The sequence below is a fragment of the Alkalimonas collagenimarina genome (assembly GCF_030717845.1).
Taxonomy (GTDB): Bacteria; Pseudomonadota; Gammaproteobacteria; order Enterobacterales; family Alteromonadaceae; genus Alkalimonas; species Alkalimonas collagenimarina.
The window spans coordinates 1-16,116 of record NZ_JAUZVZ010000013.1 but is presented as its reverse complement, the minus strand read 5'-3'; the positions used below and the strand labels follow the sequence as shown (position 1 = coordinate 16,116).

Here is a 16,116-nt window from a genome sequence, read left to right as displayed (position 1 = left end):
CTTTTCAGTTAAATGATGCACAATTCAGTCGGAACTCACTGCCCTTAGGCAAGATCGCCAAATTGCAGCTGCAACGCACTGATGGCCGTCAGTGCTGCGGTTTCTGTGCGTAGTACACGAGGACCTAGTTGAACGCCAAGATAACCCGCTTGTTCAGCGGCGGCCATTTCCTGATCGCTAAAGCCCCCTTCAGGGCCAATCATCAAACGAATATGCTCAATAGGCTCTATGGTCTTTATGGTGTTAGTTGCCCACGGATGCAAGGTTAACTTCAGATCTTTTGTTGCCTCTGCCAGCCAGTGAGCCAAATTTTGTGCTGGCAATACTTGAGGTACCACACTTCGGCCGGACTGTTCACAGGCAGAGATCACGATTTTTTGCCATTGCAGTTGCTTTTTCTCCAGTCGCTCACCATCCAATTTGACACCACAACGCTCAGAAAACAGTGGAGTAATGCAGGTCACACCAAGCTCAACCGCTTTTTGGATGGCAAAATCCATCCGATCTCCACGTGAAATTACTTGGCCTAAATGTAAGTGAAGACGGGATTCCGTTGGGTTAGGTTCGCAGTGGGAAACTACAACCAGCACTTGCTTCTTGCTTGCTTGCTCAATGGTTGCGGCATAATTGTTACCGTCGCCATTAAAAAGCTGCAGGGCATCTCCAGCCTGCATTCGCAGAACCCGGCCAACATGAGCAGCAGCCTCGGCTGGTAGTTCATGTGTGGTTAGCGAAAGAGGGTGGTCGACATAAATTCTTGGAATTCGCATAGGGCATCATTGTGATGATCAATGAAGATATGGTAGCAAGAGAGGGGCGTTTTCCAAAGAAAAACCCGCCGAAGCGGGTTTTATCAATATGTAAAGAAATCAGACACTATCGGCGGAACAAGCGAAGTACCAATAAGCCTAATCCCAGAATAGCAAGAGTAGCAGGAGCAGGGACGTCAACCGTTGTGGTATCTATTGGATCCCGAGCCATTATATTCAGATGGGATACTCCCTTATTGCCCAGATCCGACGTGTTGAAAGTACCACTCAAAATATAGGGGGTATTAAAATTTAGCAAAGGGTCGTTTTCATTTGCAAAGATATTCTTAAAATTAAAATCATAGACCACAAAGCTTGGACCAGCTTTGATGGAAAATGCCAGGTGATCGAAGGTGGCTGGGCCAAGTAAGGCTTGAACTTGTTCAATAATGTCCAGTTTGGTCGATATTGTCCAGGTACCGGCTTTGCAGTCATTGGCATTGCCCGAGGTACAGTCCAAAGATAGCTCTAATAAATCAGCGATATTTAATGGCGTAACCGGTTCATCATCTTTCACCAGCCCTGTACCCAGTGACGAATAGGTCCAATTGCTGTTATCACCGTTAAAGTGACCAAGATGGATCCAGCCCGGATCGATAAAGTTGCCGCTAGTTTGCAGATCCTGCAAATCGCTCTGATCGATAAACTCAGTACCAATGAAGTACTGGTTTCCGTTATGGACACCCCCATTTAGCAAACCATCACCCAGGTAACCAATGTTGGTAGTGGGATTATTGATATTGTTAAAAGGATCGTCATTGTGTGATGGGTTTGGCCCGATAAAGCCAATACACTGATTAGCGTTATAGCTTTGACTTAATAAGTTGGTACCAGGAGCCCCCAAATTACTTACCGAGGTCAGAGTTACGGCTGAACAATTTTCATTATTGAAGGTTGGCGTTACTAAGCCTGCTTCAGCTTTACCTGTGGTTAAAGCCACAAAACCGACGAATGCTAAACCAGCTATTAGGTGCTTAGACATAAATTTTCTCCTAAAACAATTTTTTGCATGAATCCTTTACAGCAAAAACTTTAGTATTGTTTTTTATTATTTTACTAGAAGCAAATTTCAGGCCAGTATTATTTACCTAACTATATCAGGCTATTGTAATTTAGTGGCTTCATTCAACTATATCAATTGTAAACAAAACTGACATAAGTGCATGCTGCAAAAGAAAAAGCCCTCTCAGTTATGAGAGGGCTTTAGGGCAGTCATAAGTGGGTTAGCCCGCTGGGTAGGTATAACTTGCGCCAAACCCAAGAGGTATATTTAGCGCCCAGAAACCAAGTAAGAAGGCTGTCCAGAGCACTATCATAGCAATGGAGAAAGGAAGCATTAATGCAACCAGAGTACCGATGCCGCTGTTTTTCACGTACTTCTGACAGAACACCACAATTAACGGGAAATAGGGCAATAATGGGGTGATAATATTGGTGGATGAATCACCAACGCGATAAGCGGCTTGAGTTAAATCGGGGGAAATACCCAGTTCCATCAGCATTGGCACCATAATGGCGCCAATCAACGCCCATTTTGCCGAGGCCGAACCGACAACAAGGTTGACAAAGCCAGATAAAAATACAATTCCAACCAACGTTAACGCCAGCGGCATACCCATAGCTTTTAACGCATTAGCACCTTTAAGTGCTAATAACACACCCAAATTAGATTGCGTGAAGGAGTAAATAAATAATGCACAGAAAAAAGCCATGACGATGTAGTAACCCATACCACTCATTGCATGGCTCATACCTTTTATCACATCACGGTGATTTTGCACCGAGCCTGAGACATACCCGTAAACAACACCCGGCACCAGGAAAAATATAAATATCAGTGTAACGATAGACTGCATTAGCGGTGCTGTATTGACCAATAACGGGTTCAAGCCTTCTGCGACATTTTCTGGCGAAGCAGCCCAAGGCGTATTTTCTGGGAGCACACTTAACACGAGTAAGACGATCATCACCAACATAGAGAATGATGCTGCACGCAAGCCTTTACGCTCTTGATCCGTTAAGGCATCCATCGAGACCATTTGCGATGTGTCACCATCAACCTTAGTAGCTTTTAAACGAGGCTCGATCACTTTATCCGTTAAAAACCAACCTATCAGCACAATTAAAAATGTTGAAGCGGTCGTGAAGAAGTAGTTATTAAGCGAGTTAACAGTAACACTAGGATCCATGATCTGAGCTGAAATCTCAGTCATACCAGCCAGAAGTGGGTCTAGGCTTGATGGAACGAAAAAGGTGGCAGAAAAGCCGCCGGATACACCTGCAAATGCAGCAGCAATACCGGCAAGTGGATGTCGACCAGCAGCATAAAAAATGACAGCGCCAAGTGGAATAACCAGAACATAGCCTGCATCGACCGCGACATGGCTTAAAATACCTACAGCAATCAATACCGGCGTTAATAGCATTTTTGGCGTGATGGAAAGAATAGAGCGTAAGCTAGCATTAATAAAGCCAGTGTATTCGGCCACGCCAAGACCCAACATGGCAACCAGAACCACACCAAGGGGCGGAAAGTTAACAAAAGTAGTGACAATATTGGCGCTGAACTCGGTCATGGCACTACCAGACAGCAAGTTGACAATCTGAATACCTTCACCAGTGCGAGGATCTAACTCGTTAAAGGTGACACCAGAAAATAACCAAGACAGGATCCAGACCAGCACCATTAATAGCGCAAAAAGCACTGCTGGATCAGGTAGTTTATTACCAACTACTTCGATGGTATTGAGCGCACGATTCATCCAGCCGTTATTTTCTACGGCGGCAGTTTGATCAGACATAGTATTTCCTTTGACCTATTTATCTTTTTATATTTTTATTTTGTTAGCTGAACTAACGAACAGCTGAACCCTGGAAGCTAAACGTCTTTATCATACACAAAAAGGCGTAATTGATAAGGACAAAATAAGGTGAGGCCCCAATAAATACAGAAAAGGAGAGCTTAAGCTCTCCTTTCAAGATCGTGGGCAGTGATTACTTGGCGTACTGACGCAAGACGTCGGCTTTGTCGGTTTGCTCCCAAGGGAACTCTGGTCGACCAAAGTGTCCGTAGGCCGCAGTAGGTAAGTAAATAGGCCGCTCCAGTTGCAGCATTTCAATCAGGCCATGTGGACGCAGGTCGAAATGCTCACGAATTAATCCAATCAATTGATCTTCGCCCAGCTTGCTGGTGCCAAAGGTTTCTACGCTGATTGAGGTCGGCTCAGCCACACCTATTGCGTAAGACACCTGAATTTCACAGCGTTCAGCTAAACCAGCTGCGACGATGTTTTTTGCCACATAACGAGCAGCATAGGCCGCAGAGCGATCCACCTTGGATGGATCTTTACCAGAGAAGGCACCACCACCATGACGGGCCATACCACCATAGGTATCGACGATGATTTTACGACCGGTTAAACCACAGTCGCCCATTGGACCACCAATAACAAAGCGACCAGTTGGGTTGATAAAGAACTTGGTCGCACTGGTCAGCCATTCCGCAGGCAATACAGGCTTGATAATTTCTTCCATCACTGCTTCGCGCAGGTCTTCGGTACTGATGGTATCGCAATGTTGGGTCGACAATACTACGGCATCAATACCCACCGGCTTGCCATCTTCATAGATAAAGCTCAACTGTGATTTGGCATCGGGACGCAACCACGGCAGGGTGCCATCTTTACGAACTTGCGCCTGACGTTGCACTAAACGATGAGAATACGTGATAGGAGCAGGCATCAGCACATCGGTTTCGTTGCTGGCATAACCAAACATCAAACCTTGATCACCAGCACCCTGCTCTGAAGGTGATGCGCGATCAACGCCCTGATTGATATCAGGTGATTGCTTACCAATGGCATTTAATACCGCACAAGAATCGGCATCAAAGCCCATGTCGGAATGAACATAGCCGATATCACGCACTGTTTTACGGGTTAATTCTTCTATATCAACCCAGGCAGAAGTGGTGATTTCACCGCCAACCAGCACCATGCCAGTTTTGACGAAGGTCTCACAAGCCACGCGGGCTTTGGGGTCTTGCGATAAAATAGCATCCAATACTGCATCAGAAATTTGATCAGCAATTTTATCCGGATGCCCTTCAGAAACAGATTCAGACGTAAAAATATGTTGAGCCATGGGCGTTATGTCCATCCATAAAATTAAATAGGTACAACTCGTGACGAAGGTTTTACCCAGTACGAGTTCGTGGTCGTCGGACCGTGTTAACGGCTATTTTAAAGAATTAGATCAGCCTTGGCTAGAAAAAGTTGACTTCCAGACGTCTGTGACGCCAGATTGGCTGTGTCACCTCTGGAATTCAATTCGGGACAATTCCGGGTAAAAGCCAGACGCGATGATTTAAATTTGCCATTAGCAGTTGCCTGAGTGAAAATATGCGGCATAAAAACAAATGTCGGTAAAACAGCCACGGTATAACAGCAAATCTCAGGTGATCATGGTTTGGCATCACAGCCGAGCGTACTTCATCACAGAATCGAACACATACAGACTGCCCAGGAGTAAGCATGCCTTCTCGTAAACAACTCGCCAATGCGATTCGTGCCCTAAGCATGGATGCCGTTCAAAAAGCCAAATCAGGTCACCCAGGCGCCCCAATGGGTATGGCTGATATTGCTGAAGTATTATGGCGTGATTTTTTAAAGCACAACCCGACCAACCCGAACTGGGCCGATCGCGATCGCTTTGTGCTATCCAATGGCCATGGTTCCATGCTGCTGTATTCGCTGTTGCATCTTGCTGGCTATGAACTGAGCATCGATGATCTGAAACAGTTTCGTCAGCTGCATTCAAAAACACCGGGCCACCCGGAGTATGGTTATGCCCCTGGGGTAGAAACCACCACAGGGCCATTAGGACAAGGTATCACCAATGCGGTCGGTATGGCGATTGCCGAAAAATCCATGGCAGCACAGTTTAATCGGCCAGATCATGAGGTGGTCGATCATTTTACCTACGTGTTTTTGGGTGATGGTTGCTTAATGGAAGGGATTTCGCATGAAGCCTGCTCTCTTGCGGGCACCCTGGGCCTTGGTAAGCTGATTGCGTTTTGGGATGACAATGGTATCTCCATCGATGGTGAAGTCGAAGGCTGGTTTACCGATGATACCCCGGCACGTTTTAAAGCCTATGGCTGGCATGTCATTGAAGCCGTCGATGGCCATGACTCTGCAGCAGTGAAAGCAGCCATCGAAGCCGCACGTGCAACCGACCAACCTACGCTTATTTGCTGTAAAACAGTAATTGGTTATGGTGCTCCTAACAAAGCGGGCAGCCATGATTGTCATGGTGCGCCTTTGGGTGATGCTGAAATTGCCGCTAGTCGTGAGTTTTTGCAATGGCCACATGCACCCTTTGACATTCCAGCTGATATCTATGCCGAATGGGATGCCAAGAGCAAAGGAGCGGCTGCGGAGCAAGACTGGCAACAGAAGTTAACAGCCTATCGTGCTGCCCACCCTGAGTTAGCGGCTGAGTTTGAACGTCGAATGGATGGCGACTTACCGGCAGATTGGGCGGAGCAAAGTGCCGCTTACATCGCTGATTTACAGGCCAATCCTCAAAACATAGCCACCCGTAAAGCATCGCAAAATACGTTGAACGCTTTTGGCCCTATGTTGCCAGAGTTTATGGGCGGTTCGGCCGATTTAGCTGGTTCCAACTTAACCATCTGGTCTGGCTCTCAGCCATTAACTCAGACTGATGCCAGCGGTAACTACATTTATTACGGTGTGCGCGAATTTGGCATGTCGGCCATTATGAACGGCATCGCCCTGCATGGTGGTTTTGTACCTTACGGTGCGACCTTCCTGATGTTTATGGAGTATGCCCGCAATGCGGTTCGCATGGCTGCCTTGATGAAGCAACGCGTGATCTTTGTGTACACGCACGACTCCATCGGTTTGGGTGAAGATGGCCCAACGCACCAACCGGTTGAGCAATTGGTCGCATTACGCGCTACGCCTAACCTAATGAACTGGCGTCCTTGCGATCAAGTAGAGTCGGCCGTGGCATGGCAGGCAGCGATTGAACGTAAAAATGGCCCAAGCAGCTTAATCTTTACCCGCCAGGGTTTGCCGCAGCAGCAGCGCAACCCCGAGCAAGTAGCGGCGATTCGCCGTGGTGGCTATGTATTGTTAGATTGTGAAGGCACACCAGAGCTTATTCTGATTGGCACCGGTTCGGAGGTTCAGCTGGCAATGCAAGCGGCTGAAACATTGCAGGCAGATGGCCATAAAGTACGGGTAGTATCCATGCCATCGACGGACGTGTTCGAGGCGCAGGATGCCAGCTACCGTGAGCAGGTTTTGCCTGCAGCAGTTAGTCGGCGCATTGCGGTCGAAGCAGGGATAACCGATGGTTGGTACAAGTACGTTGGTTTGAATGGCGCCGTGATTGGCATGACGTCTTTCGGCGAGTCAGCGCCTGCAGAGCAGCTATTTGAACACTTTGGTATCACTAGTGAGCGCGTGTTGAGTGCTGCACGTGAATTACTGCGCGGTTAATCGTAGCAAGCAAAGCGAAACAAGGCTCGCTTAAAGCGAGCCTTTTGAAGGAAGCTATGACAGTACGTTTGGCAATTAATGGTTTTGGTCGTATTGGCCGTAACATTGTGCGGGCCTTGTACGAATCTGGCCTGCGAGATATGCAAGTGGTGGCTATCAACGAATTGGCCGATGCCAAAGGGGTTGCCCATCTACTAAAATACGATACCTCACACGGTCGCTTTGCGGCCGATGTAAAGCGGGTAGAGCAGGGCATTGAAGTGAATGGCGATTTGATTCGCTTATTCGCAGAAGCCGACCCCACTGAGTTGCCTTGGTCTGAGCTTGATATTGATGTGGTGCTGGAATGCACCGGTGTGTTTCATAGTCGAGAGCATGCCGGCTGGCATCTGGCAGCTGGTGCAAAAAAAGTACTGTTTTCCCATCCGGCCGATGCCGATGTGGATGCCACCGTGATTTATGGCATTAACCAACAGTTATTAACCCCAGCCATGTCCATTATTTCCAACGGATCCTGCACTACCAACTGCGTGGTGCCGGTGTTGCAGCTGCTGGATCAGGCCTATGGCATTGAAAGTGGCACTATTACTACTATCCATGCGTCGATGCATGATCAACAAGTGATTGATGCCTATCACAGCGATTTACGTCGTACCCGGGCGGCCAGCCAATCCATTATTCCGGTCGATACCAAGTTGGCGCTGGGTATTGAGCGCATATTGCCGCAATTAGCCGGTCGTTTTGAAGCCATTGCTGTACGGGTACCCACGGTCAATGTTACTGCGATGGATGTCAGCCTGACGTTGCATCAAGACGTCAGTCCCGCCTCAATCAATCAGGTATTGCAGCAAGCAGGCCAACAACGCTTAACGGGTATTTTGGATTACACCGAAGAGCCTTTGGTCTCTGTCGATTTTAATCACAACCCACACTCCTGTATCGTCGATGGCTCCCTGACCCGGGTTAGTCACAAGCGGTTAGTTAAATGTTTGCTTTGGTGCGACAACGAGTGGGGCTTTGCTCATCGAATGCTGGATACAGCCAGAGCTATGATGGCCTTTTCAGGATCTAAACTAAATTAATGGAGAAACTCATGACGGTATTAAAAATGGCCGACCTGGACTTGGCGGGTAAACGAGTCCTGATCCGTGAAGACTTAAATGTACCGGTTAAAAACGGTCAGGTCACCTCTGATGCCCGAATTAAAGCTGCCATCCCCTCTATTGAGCTGGCACTGGAAAAAGGTGCAGCCGTGATGGTGATGTCGCATTTAGGTCGGCCAGAAGAAGGTGTCTACAGTGAAGAGGCATCCTTACAGCCCGTTGTCGCTTATTTGCAGCAGGCCTTATCTGTACCCGTACGATTGGAAAAAGATTATTTGGATGGCGTGACGGCCACACCAGGCGAAGTGGTGGTGTTTGAAAATGTCCGCTTTAACTCGGGTGAAAAGAAGAATGATGATGGTTTAGCTAAAAAGCTGGCTGCATTGTGTGATGTGTTTGTGATGGATGCCTTTGGCACTGCACACCGGGCGCAGGCATCGACCCATGGCGTGGCTAAATTTGCCCCCATCGCTTGTGCCGGGCCTTTGCTATCTGGTGAGCTTGAAGCCTTAACGATGGCATTAAAATCACCTAAGCGTCCATTGGTTGCTATTGTTGGTGGCTCTAAAGTATCCACCAAACTCACTGTGTTGGAATCCTTGTCTGGCATTGTCGATCAATTAATCGTTGGCGGTGGCATTGCTAATACTTTTATTGCTGCCGATGGCCACAGCGTCGGGAAATCACTGTGTGAGGATGATTTAATTCCTGAAGCTAAGCGCTTGATTGCAGCCGCCAATGCGCGTGGTGCCAGTATTCCGGTGCCTTCGGATGTGGTGGTCGGTAAGGCTTTTAGTGAAAGTACCCCAGCGAGCCTAAAACCAGTAAATGATGTAGCTGCCGATGACATGATTTTTGACATCGGGCCGGTGTCAGTTGCGGCCCTTGTTAAGGTACTAAAAAGTGCAGGAACTATCGTATGGAACGGGCCTGTTGGCGTATTTGAGTTCGCCCAGTTTTCCGCGGGTACTGAGGCCATCGCTCATGCAATCGCCGAAAGTTCTGCTTTTTCTATCGCCGGAGGCGGCGATACACTAGCCGCCATCGATCAATACAAGGTTGCCGATAAGATTTCGTATATTTCAACCGGTGGTGGAGCATTTTTAGAGTTTTTGGAGGGTAAAACTTTGCCAGCAGTCGCTATACTAGAACAACGTGCTCAACAAGCGTAGCCTTCCAAGTCAGCGGCACCATTAATACAAAGCTTAGAACACGACGATTAAAACATAAGCTCAAAGAGCATACTTATTTAAACCTGTACCCTAACTAAAGTGAAGAGAGGATCTCATGGCACTTATTTCATTACGTCAGCTGCTTGATCATGCCGCAGAGCATGACTACGGCGTACCGGCGTACAATGTGAACAACTTAGAACAAATGCGCGCTATCATGCTGGCGGCAGAACAAACCGACAGCCCTGTGATTGTTCAGGCGTCGGCAGGTGCACGAAAGTATGCAGGTGCTCCTTTTTTGCGTCACTTAATTCTGGCAGCCATTGAAGAGTTCCCACATATTCCTGTGGTGATGCATCAGGATCATGGTACCTCGATGCCGGTGTGTCAGCGTTCCATTCAACTGGGTTTCTCCTCCGTGATGATGGATGGTTCCTTAGGTGAAGATGGCAAAACACCGATGGATTATGATTACAACGTGGCAGTGACCAAAAGTGTAGTGGATATTGCACATGCCTGTGGCGTATCGGTCGAAGGGGAGCTTGGCTGTTTGGGCTCGTTAGAAACTGGTACGGCTGGTGAAGAAGATGGTATCGGGGCTGAAGGTATTTTAACGCACGATCAAATGCTGACCGACCCGGATGAAGCGCTCGACTTTGTTAAAGCCACAGGCGTGGATGCATTAGCTATTGCTTGCGGTACCTCGCACGGCGCATACAAATTCAGCCGTCCACCAACGGGCGATATTCTGGCGATTGATCGCATAAAAGCCATTCATGCCAAAATCCCCAATACTCATTTAGTCATGCACGGCTCGTCTTCGGTACCTCAAGAATGGTTAAAAGTAATCAATGAATTTGGCGGGGCGATCCCAGAGACTTATGGTGTGCCTGTGGAGCAAATTTTGGAGGGGATTAAGCACGGTGTTCGTAAAGTGAATATTGATACTGACCTGCGTTTGGCATCCACAGGGGCTGTACGTCAGTTTTTAGCGCAAAATCCGGCTGAGTTTGATCCGAGAAAATTTTTGCAAGCATCGACTAAAGCCATGACAGACATTTGTCTGGCTCGCTATGAAGCCTTTGGTACTGCTGGTCATGCCAGCAAAATTAAGCCAGTTAGCTTAGAAAAAATGGTTGATTTTTATAAGTAAGCCACTGGCTGCTGCTGCTTTTTTGTACGCGAACTTTAATAAAGTTTGACAATAAAAAAACCATAGCTTTAAAGGTGCATATTAATTGGCAAAAACTGCATAAATAAGCATCGAGTGAATTATTGCCAAAGCCTGTTGTCGTATTGACAATGGGCTTTTTAGCTGCAATGATGCGGTTGGTTTACCCTCTAACCAGGGCTCTCTATTCGTGGTCAACGCGCTATGTTGAAGTGCTTAATGTGATTGACCAAAGGGTAGTGTGAGTAAGCCCTAAATAACTCCAGGTTACGTTAATCAGCAATTATTGGTTGGGAACTATGTTTAACAATAAAATGAGTAAAAGTCTTATTGCATCAGCTTTGGCTGGTGCCTTCGCCTTTTCAGGCGGAGCAATAGCGAATTCCGGATTAGAGCAACTGCATCAGGAAAACAGCCAAATCGTTCGTGAAGCCGTTCGTTCACAAGAGCGAATCAACACGATTTATGAGCAAACTCAGGAGCTTCTGGGTGAGTATCGCACTGTGGTAGACCAAACAGACAGCCTGAAAGTCTACAACGACTTCTTGCAGACATTGGTAACCGATCAGCAGCGTCAAATCGACTCAATTCAGCGTCAAATCGACACGTTGGAAGATACGCGTCGTGGCACCGTTCCGCTCATGTTTAAAATGATTGATGCTCTGGAAGAGTTCGTGAAGAACGACATTCCACTGCGCACCGAGCGTCGTATGGAACGTGTTGAGCGTTTGCGTGATGTGATGGGCCGTTCAGATGTTCAGTTGTCTGAGCAATACCGTCAAATCATGGAAGCCTACAGCATCGAAGCTGGTTATGGTTCTGCATTAGAATCGTTCCAGGGCACTTTGGTTCTTGGTGGCAACGAATTAACGGTTGATTACGTGCATCTGGGCCGTTTGGCATTGATGGCGATGTCATTAGATGGCAACTCTGCGTGGGTTTGGAACAATCAGACCAATAATTGGGATTCACTGCCAGCCAGCTACTTGAGCGGTGTCAGCGATTTCATCAAAATGGCCCGTCGTGAGATTAACTTTGAAATGGCACGCGTACCACTAATCGCAGCGGAGTAAGAATAAATGAGAAACCTATTTAAATCGATCATTGTTGCCGCTGCGGTCACTGCTACTGCTAGCATGGCATTCAACGTATCAGCCAGCACAGCGAAGCTGGATGAAATTCTGGAACAAGTGAAGCGCGAGCGTCAACTTGAAGGCCGTGTTAATCAGCAACGTGAGCAAGCATTTATCAATGCCCGTGCCGATCAGCAACGTATTTTGACCGAAGCAAGACGTACTCTGGCAGCAGAAGAGTCTCGTGGTGAGCGTCTACAAAAAAATTACGCTGATAACGACATTTTGATTGCGCAAAAAGAACAAGAGCTAGACTCTGCACAAGGCACCTTAGGTGAGTTGTTTGGTATGGTTCGTGGTAGTGCCTCTGATGCCATTGGTGTCGTCGGTACTTCAATCGTCAGTTCACAATATCCTAATCGTGAGCAGCCGCTACGTGGTTTGGCAGCAGCAACGGAATTACCGACTATTCCAGAAATGGAAGATCTGTGGGTTGCTTTGCTGACTGAGATGACTGAGTCTGGCAAAATCACTCGTTTTGATGCTGAAGTGGTTAATCTGGATGGTGGTACCAGTACCCAACGTGTGACGCGTTTCGGTGCTTTCCATGTCACCACTGATCGTGACTACCTTTATTTCAACGCAGATACCAACCAGTTGCAGCCTTTAGGCCGTGCACCGGTTAGCCGTGTACATAGCACTGTATCTGATTTCCACAACGCCAGTGCAGGTTCACTGACTAGCTTGTTTGTTGACCCAACCAAAGGCAACAGCATCCTGCGTTTGAACCAGCAGCGCGCAACCTTGTCTGAATACTATCATCAGGGTAAAGAAGTCGGTTACTTAATCACCTTCTTGTTGGTATTAGGTTTACTGATTGCCATTGAGCGCTTTGTGGTACTGAGCATGGTTGGCGGCAAAATTAAGTCTCAGCTGAAAAATCTGTCGAATCCATCCGATGGCAACCCACTGGGTCGTATCCTGAAGGTCTACCACAACAACAAATCTGCTGATGTGGAAAACCTTGAGTTGAAATTGGACGAAGCCATTTTACGTGAGACGCCAAAAATCGAACGTGGTATTCCGATGATCAAGCTGTTCGCAGCGGTCGCACCATTGATGGGTCTGTTAGGTACTGTTATCGGTATGATCATGACCTTCCAAACCATCACGCTGTACGGTACCGGTGACCCGAAACTGATGGCAGGTGATATCTCTCTGGCCTTGGTAACTACGGCTCTGGGTCTGATCGCGGCATTGCCACTGATCTTCGCTCATAGCATCGTGGCGTCAAAAGCCAAAAGTGTAATGCATGTACTGGATGAGCAAAGCGCAGGTATCGTTGCTGCTCATGCGGAGAAGGAGAAGGCCTAATGATGCTCCAGCTAATTGAGCTGTGGGAATCGGTACAGGATTTTATTCATACCGGGGGCAACGTATTGTACGTTGTCGCCCTGGTGCTCCTCATCATGTGGTTTTTGATGTTAGAGCGCTACTGGTATCTGAGAGCGGTTTTCCCGAAAGAGAAAAAGGCAATTATTGCCCGCTGGGATGCCAGAGAGGACACCACCTCTTGGTATGCTCATAAAATTCGTGATACCTGGATTTCTGAAGCAGGAAGTAGAATCGATCAGAACATGCTTTTGATCAAAACCTTGGTCGCCATGTGTCCGTTAATCGGACTGCTGGGAACAGTAACCGGGATGATTGCCGTATTTGATGTGATGGCAACCCAGGGAACAGGTAATCCAAGAACCATGGCATCGGGTATTTCGATGGCAACGATCCCGACAATGTCAGGTATGGTTGCAGCGTTATCCGGACTCTTCTTCAGTTCACGGTTGGAAATCAAAGCGAAGCGCGAAAAAGCCAGCTTGGTTGACAGCTTACCGCATCATTAAAGAGAGATTTTTATGGCACGTAAACGTATTCGTGAAGACGACGAGGCCCAAATCGACATTACGCCGATGATGGATATCGTTTTCATTATGTTGATATTCTTTATTGTGACGACCTCTTTCGTTAAGGAAGCCGGTATCGATGTCAACAAACCTGAATCTACACAGGCACAGCAAAAACCAAGCGCAACCATCTTTATCGCAATTCGTCCGAATGGCGAGATCTGGATGGACCGTCGTATGGTCGATGTTGAGCGGGTTGCGGCAAACATTGAGCGACTGGTTGCAGAGTCACCGACTGATACTATTATCGTTCAGGCTGACAAAGAAACCCAACATGGTCGGGTGATGGAAGTCATGGACCAAATCAAAGCGGCAGGTGATTACATTATCACGATCGCCGGGGAGCAGTGATACTATGGCACGTTTCATAACATCGCTTATTCTAGGTGCTGTGGTAACGTTTCTATTGTTCTTGTTAATGGCGACCCTGGTCAAAGGGACCGGGGAACGTCGGGTCGATGAGCAAGAGCGGATTGTTATAGAAGTGAACACAACACCGCCAGATATGGACACGCAAGTGCGTCGTCCACCACCGCCGCCGCCGCCACCACCACCGGCACAGCCGCCGCAAACCCCGGAAACACCGCCAGATACGACGGATGTTTCAGGAGCGGTTGGTTTTAATATGCCAGGTTTGGATCTAGGTGGTGCTGGTACTGGCATTGGAGACCCGTCAGGTGCCCTAATGCGTGATGGCGATGCTCAGCCTATCGTACGGATTGAACCTCGTTATCCGGTGCAAGCCGCGCGTGATGGTTTGCAAGGCTGGGTACGGTTGAGTTTTAGCATATTGGAAGATGGCAGTGTGGGTGATGTGGAAGTCATTGAAGCTGAACCACGCCGCGTGTTCGACCGTGAAGCTGTACGAGCTTTGCGCCGCTGGAAGTATCAACCGAAAATTGTTGATGGTCGTCCACAAGTGCAAACAGGTTTGCAAGTTCAGCTGGACTTCAATCTTGATATGGCCGGAGGTTAATGATGAAACAGTTTACTAAACTGACTTCAGCGCTGGCTTTGATGATTGCTGTTGCAGGTGCTGGTTTTTATAGCCCGGTTAGTTTTGCTGAAACAGCCGCGCAGAAGCAGCAGCGGATCCAGGAACGTAAAGACAGACGGAGTCAGGCAGTTAGCGAGCGAACGGGTCGTGCAGTCACTCAGGCTTTTGAGTTGTATCAGGAAGATCAAGTGCGAGAAGCGCTGGTGATTCTTGAGGGTGCCCGCACCAGCTCAGACTTTGATCGTGCCTTTGTCGATCGCTACATTGGCCAAATGAACATCGGTCTGGATGATGCCAAAGCGTTGGACTATCTGAAACGTGCTGCGGCACCAGATATTCTGAGCTTTGCGGATCAGTCTCAATTGCTGGAACTCATTGCGCAATTGCATTTAAATGCTGAACAGTATCAGCAGTCAATTGATGCGTATCAGGTTTGGATGCACTTTACCGGTGAAGAAAAGCATGATGTTTACTATCGCATAGCAGCAGCCTATCAGCAGTTGAATCAGTATGATCGAGTACTTGACCCTGTTAACAGAGCGATTGCTTTGTCGAGTGAGCCGCGAGAGCCTTACTACACATTGAAGTTTGCTTCTTTGTATGAAGGACAGCAGATCCCACAAGCTGTTGCTGTGCTTGAAGAGATGGTACAAATATTCCCTGAAAGCGCCCAGTGGTGGTTCTATCTTGGGAATACGTATCAGTTGCAAGAGCAGTATGAAAAGGCATTGTCGGCATTGCGGGTAGCTAATCTATTAGGTTTCATAGAAACGCAATCGCATTATCAGATGTTAGGTCAGATGTATGCTAACAATGAGATGCAATTTAAAGCAGCTGATATCTTCGATAAGCAGATCAAAGCAGGTGTAATCAATGACAGTCGTCAATTGTTATTGGCAACCGCTAGTAACTACCAGGCCGCTCGTGAATACGCCAAAGCAGCAGAGTTCTATGGTAAATTAGGCCAGAAAGAGAATGATGCTGAAGCCTATCGTCGTCAGGGTGAGGCTTATTTAAGCATTCAACGTTATCGTGATGCAGTAACTGCATTTAACAAAGCGTTGGAGCTGAATGTAGATAATGCTGGTCGGGTCCATATGAGCTTGGTAAGCGCACATTTTTACCAGGAGCAGTATCCGCAGGCATTGGCTGCAGTAACGCAAGCCCGGAGAGATTCGTCATTGTCTCGTCAAGCTCGCAGCTGGGAAAACTATATTCGTGAGAAAGCACAGCAGAAAGGTGTAAACCTATAAGCTACTTTTTCCGCTAAAGTACAGTACTAAAAAACCCGCCAGCTGGC

General features: G+C 47.6%; 14 protein-coding genes. 10 read left to right on the top strand and 4 right to left on the bottom strand.

What is annotated here, in order from left to right; translation table 11 throughout:
• Window positions 1-44 precede the first annotated feature (44 nt).
• From rsmE to metK, 4 genes are all read right to left on the bottom strand, one after another.
• On the bottom strand, window positions 45-770 hold the full coding sequence (gene rsmE / locus Q3O60_RS10380) for a 16S rRNA (uracil(1498)-N(3))-methyltransferase (RefSeq protein ID WP_305893860.1): 726 nt from the start codon (window positions 768-770) through the stop codon (window positions 45-47).
• A 106-nt stretch (window positions 771-876) separates the two neighbouring features.
• Window positions 877-1,791 carry a PEP-CTERM sorting domain-containing protein gene (locus tag Q3O60_RS10375; protein ID WP_305893859.1) on the bottom strand — a complete coding sequence of 305 codons (915 nt, stop codon included), beginning with the start codon at window positions 1,789-1,791 and terminating at the stop codon, window positions 877-879.
• Window positions 1,792-2,032: 241 nt separating this feature from the next.
• Window positions 2,033-3,610, bottom strand: a complete 1,578-nt coding sequence (locus Q3O60_RS10370; protein ID WP_305893858.1) for an AbgT family transporter — start codon at window positions 3,608-3,610, stop codon at window positions 2,033-2,035.
• A gap of 193 nt (window positions 3,611-3,803) precedes the next feature.
• The gene (gene metK, locus Q3O60_RS10365) at window positions 3,804-4,952 is read right to left on the bottom strand and encodes a methionine adenosyltransferase (RefSeq protein ID WP_305893857.1); all 1,149 of its coding nucleotides are present in this window, start codon (window positions 4,950-4,952) and stop codon (window positions 3,804-3,806) included.
• A gap of 389 nt (window positions 4,953-5,341) precedes the next feature.
• Between metK and tkt the strand changes: the two genes are divergently transcribed.
• From tkt to Q3O60_RS10315, 10 genes are all read left to right on the top strand, one after another.
• Window positions 5,342-7,339, top strand: a complete 1,998-nt coding sequence (gene tkt / locus Q3O60_RS10360) for a transketolase (RefSeq protein ID WP_305893856.1) — start codon at window positions 5,342-5,344, stop codon at window positions 7,337-7,339.
• 56 nt (window positions 7,340-7,395) lie between these two features.
• Entirely contained in the window at window positions 7,396-8,421 is a 1,026-nt protein-coding gene (gene epd / locus Q3O60_RS10355; RefSeq protein WP_305893855.1) for an erythrose-4-phosphate dehydrogenase, read from the top strand.
• A gap of 11 nt (window positions 8,422-8,432) precedes the next feature.
• Entirely contained in the window at window positions 8,433-9,614 is a 1,182-nt protein-coding gene (locus Q3O60_RS10350; RefSeq protein ID WP_305893854.1) for a phosphoglycerate kinase, read from the top strand.
• A 115-nt stretch (window positions 9,615-9,729) separates the two neighbouring features.
• Window positions 9,730-10,767, top strand: coding sequence for a class II fructose-bisphosphate aldolase (gene fba / locus Q3O60_RS10345; RefSeq protein WP_305893853.1), 1,038 nt, complete (start codon window positions 9,730-9,732; stop codon window positions 10,765-10,767).
• Window positions 10,768-11,084: 317 nt separating this feature from the next.
• Window positions 11,085-11,858 carry a DUF3450 domain-containing protein gene (locus Q3O60_RS10340; protein ID WP_305893852.1) on the top strand — a complete coding sequence of 258 codons (774 nt, stop codon included), beginning with the start codon at window positions 11,085-11,087 and terminating at the stop codon, window positions 11,856-11,858.
• A gap of 6 nt (window positions 11,859-11,864) precedes the next feature.
• Window positions 11,865-13,232: a MotA/TolQ/ExbB proton channel family protein gene (locus tag Q3O60_RS10335; RefSeq protein WP_305893851.1), complete on the top strand. Its 1,368-nt coding sequence runs from the start codon at window positions 11,865-11,867 to the stop codon at window positions 13,230-13,232.
• A 2-nt stretch (window positions 13,233-13,234) separates the two neighbouring features.
• Window positions 13,235-13,759 (top strand): MotA/TolQ/ExbB proton channel family protein, encoded by a 525-nt coding sequence (locus Q3O60_RS10330; RefSeq protein ID WP_305893950.1) that lies wholly within the window; start codon window positions 13,235-13,237, stop codon window positions 13,757-13,759.
• 12 nt (window positions 13,760-13,771) lie between these two features.
• On the top strand, window positions 13,772-14,170 hold the full coding sequence (locus tag Q3O60_RS10325) for an ExbD/TolR family protein (RefSeq protein ID WP_305893850.1): 399 nt from the start codon (window positions 13,772-13,774) through the stop codon (window positions 14,168-14,170).
• Window positions 14,171-14,174: 4 nt separating this feature from the next.
• Window positions 14,175-14,795 carry an energy transducer TonB gene (locus Q3O60_RS10320; RefSeq protein ID WP_305893849.1) on the top strand — a complete coding sequence of 207 codons (621 nt, stop codon included), beginning with the start codon at window positions 14,175-14,177 and terminating at the stop codon, window positions 14,793-14,795.
• Window positions 14,795-16,069 (top strand): tetratricopeptide repeat protein, encoded by a 1,275-nt coding sequence (locus tag Q3O60_RS10315; RefSeq protein WP_305893848.1) that lies wholly within the window; start codon window positions 14,795-14,797, stop codon window positions 16,067-16,069. The genes Q3O60_RS10320 and Q3O60_RS10315 overlap by 1 nt, the downstream gene beginning before the upstream one ends.
• Window positions 16,070-16,116: the final 47 nt, after the last annotated feature.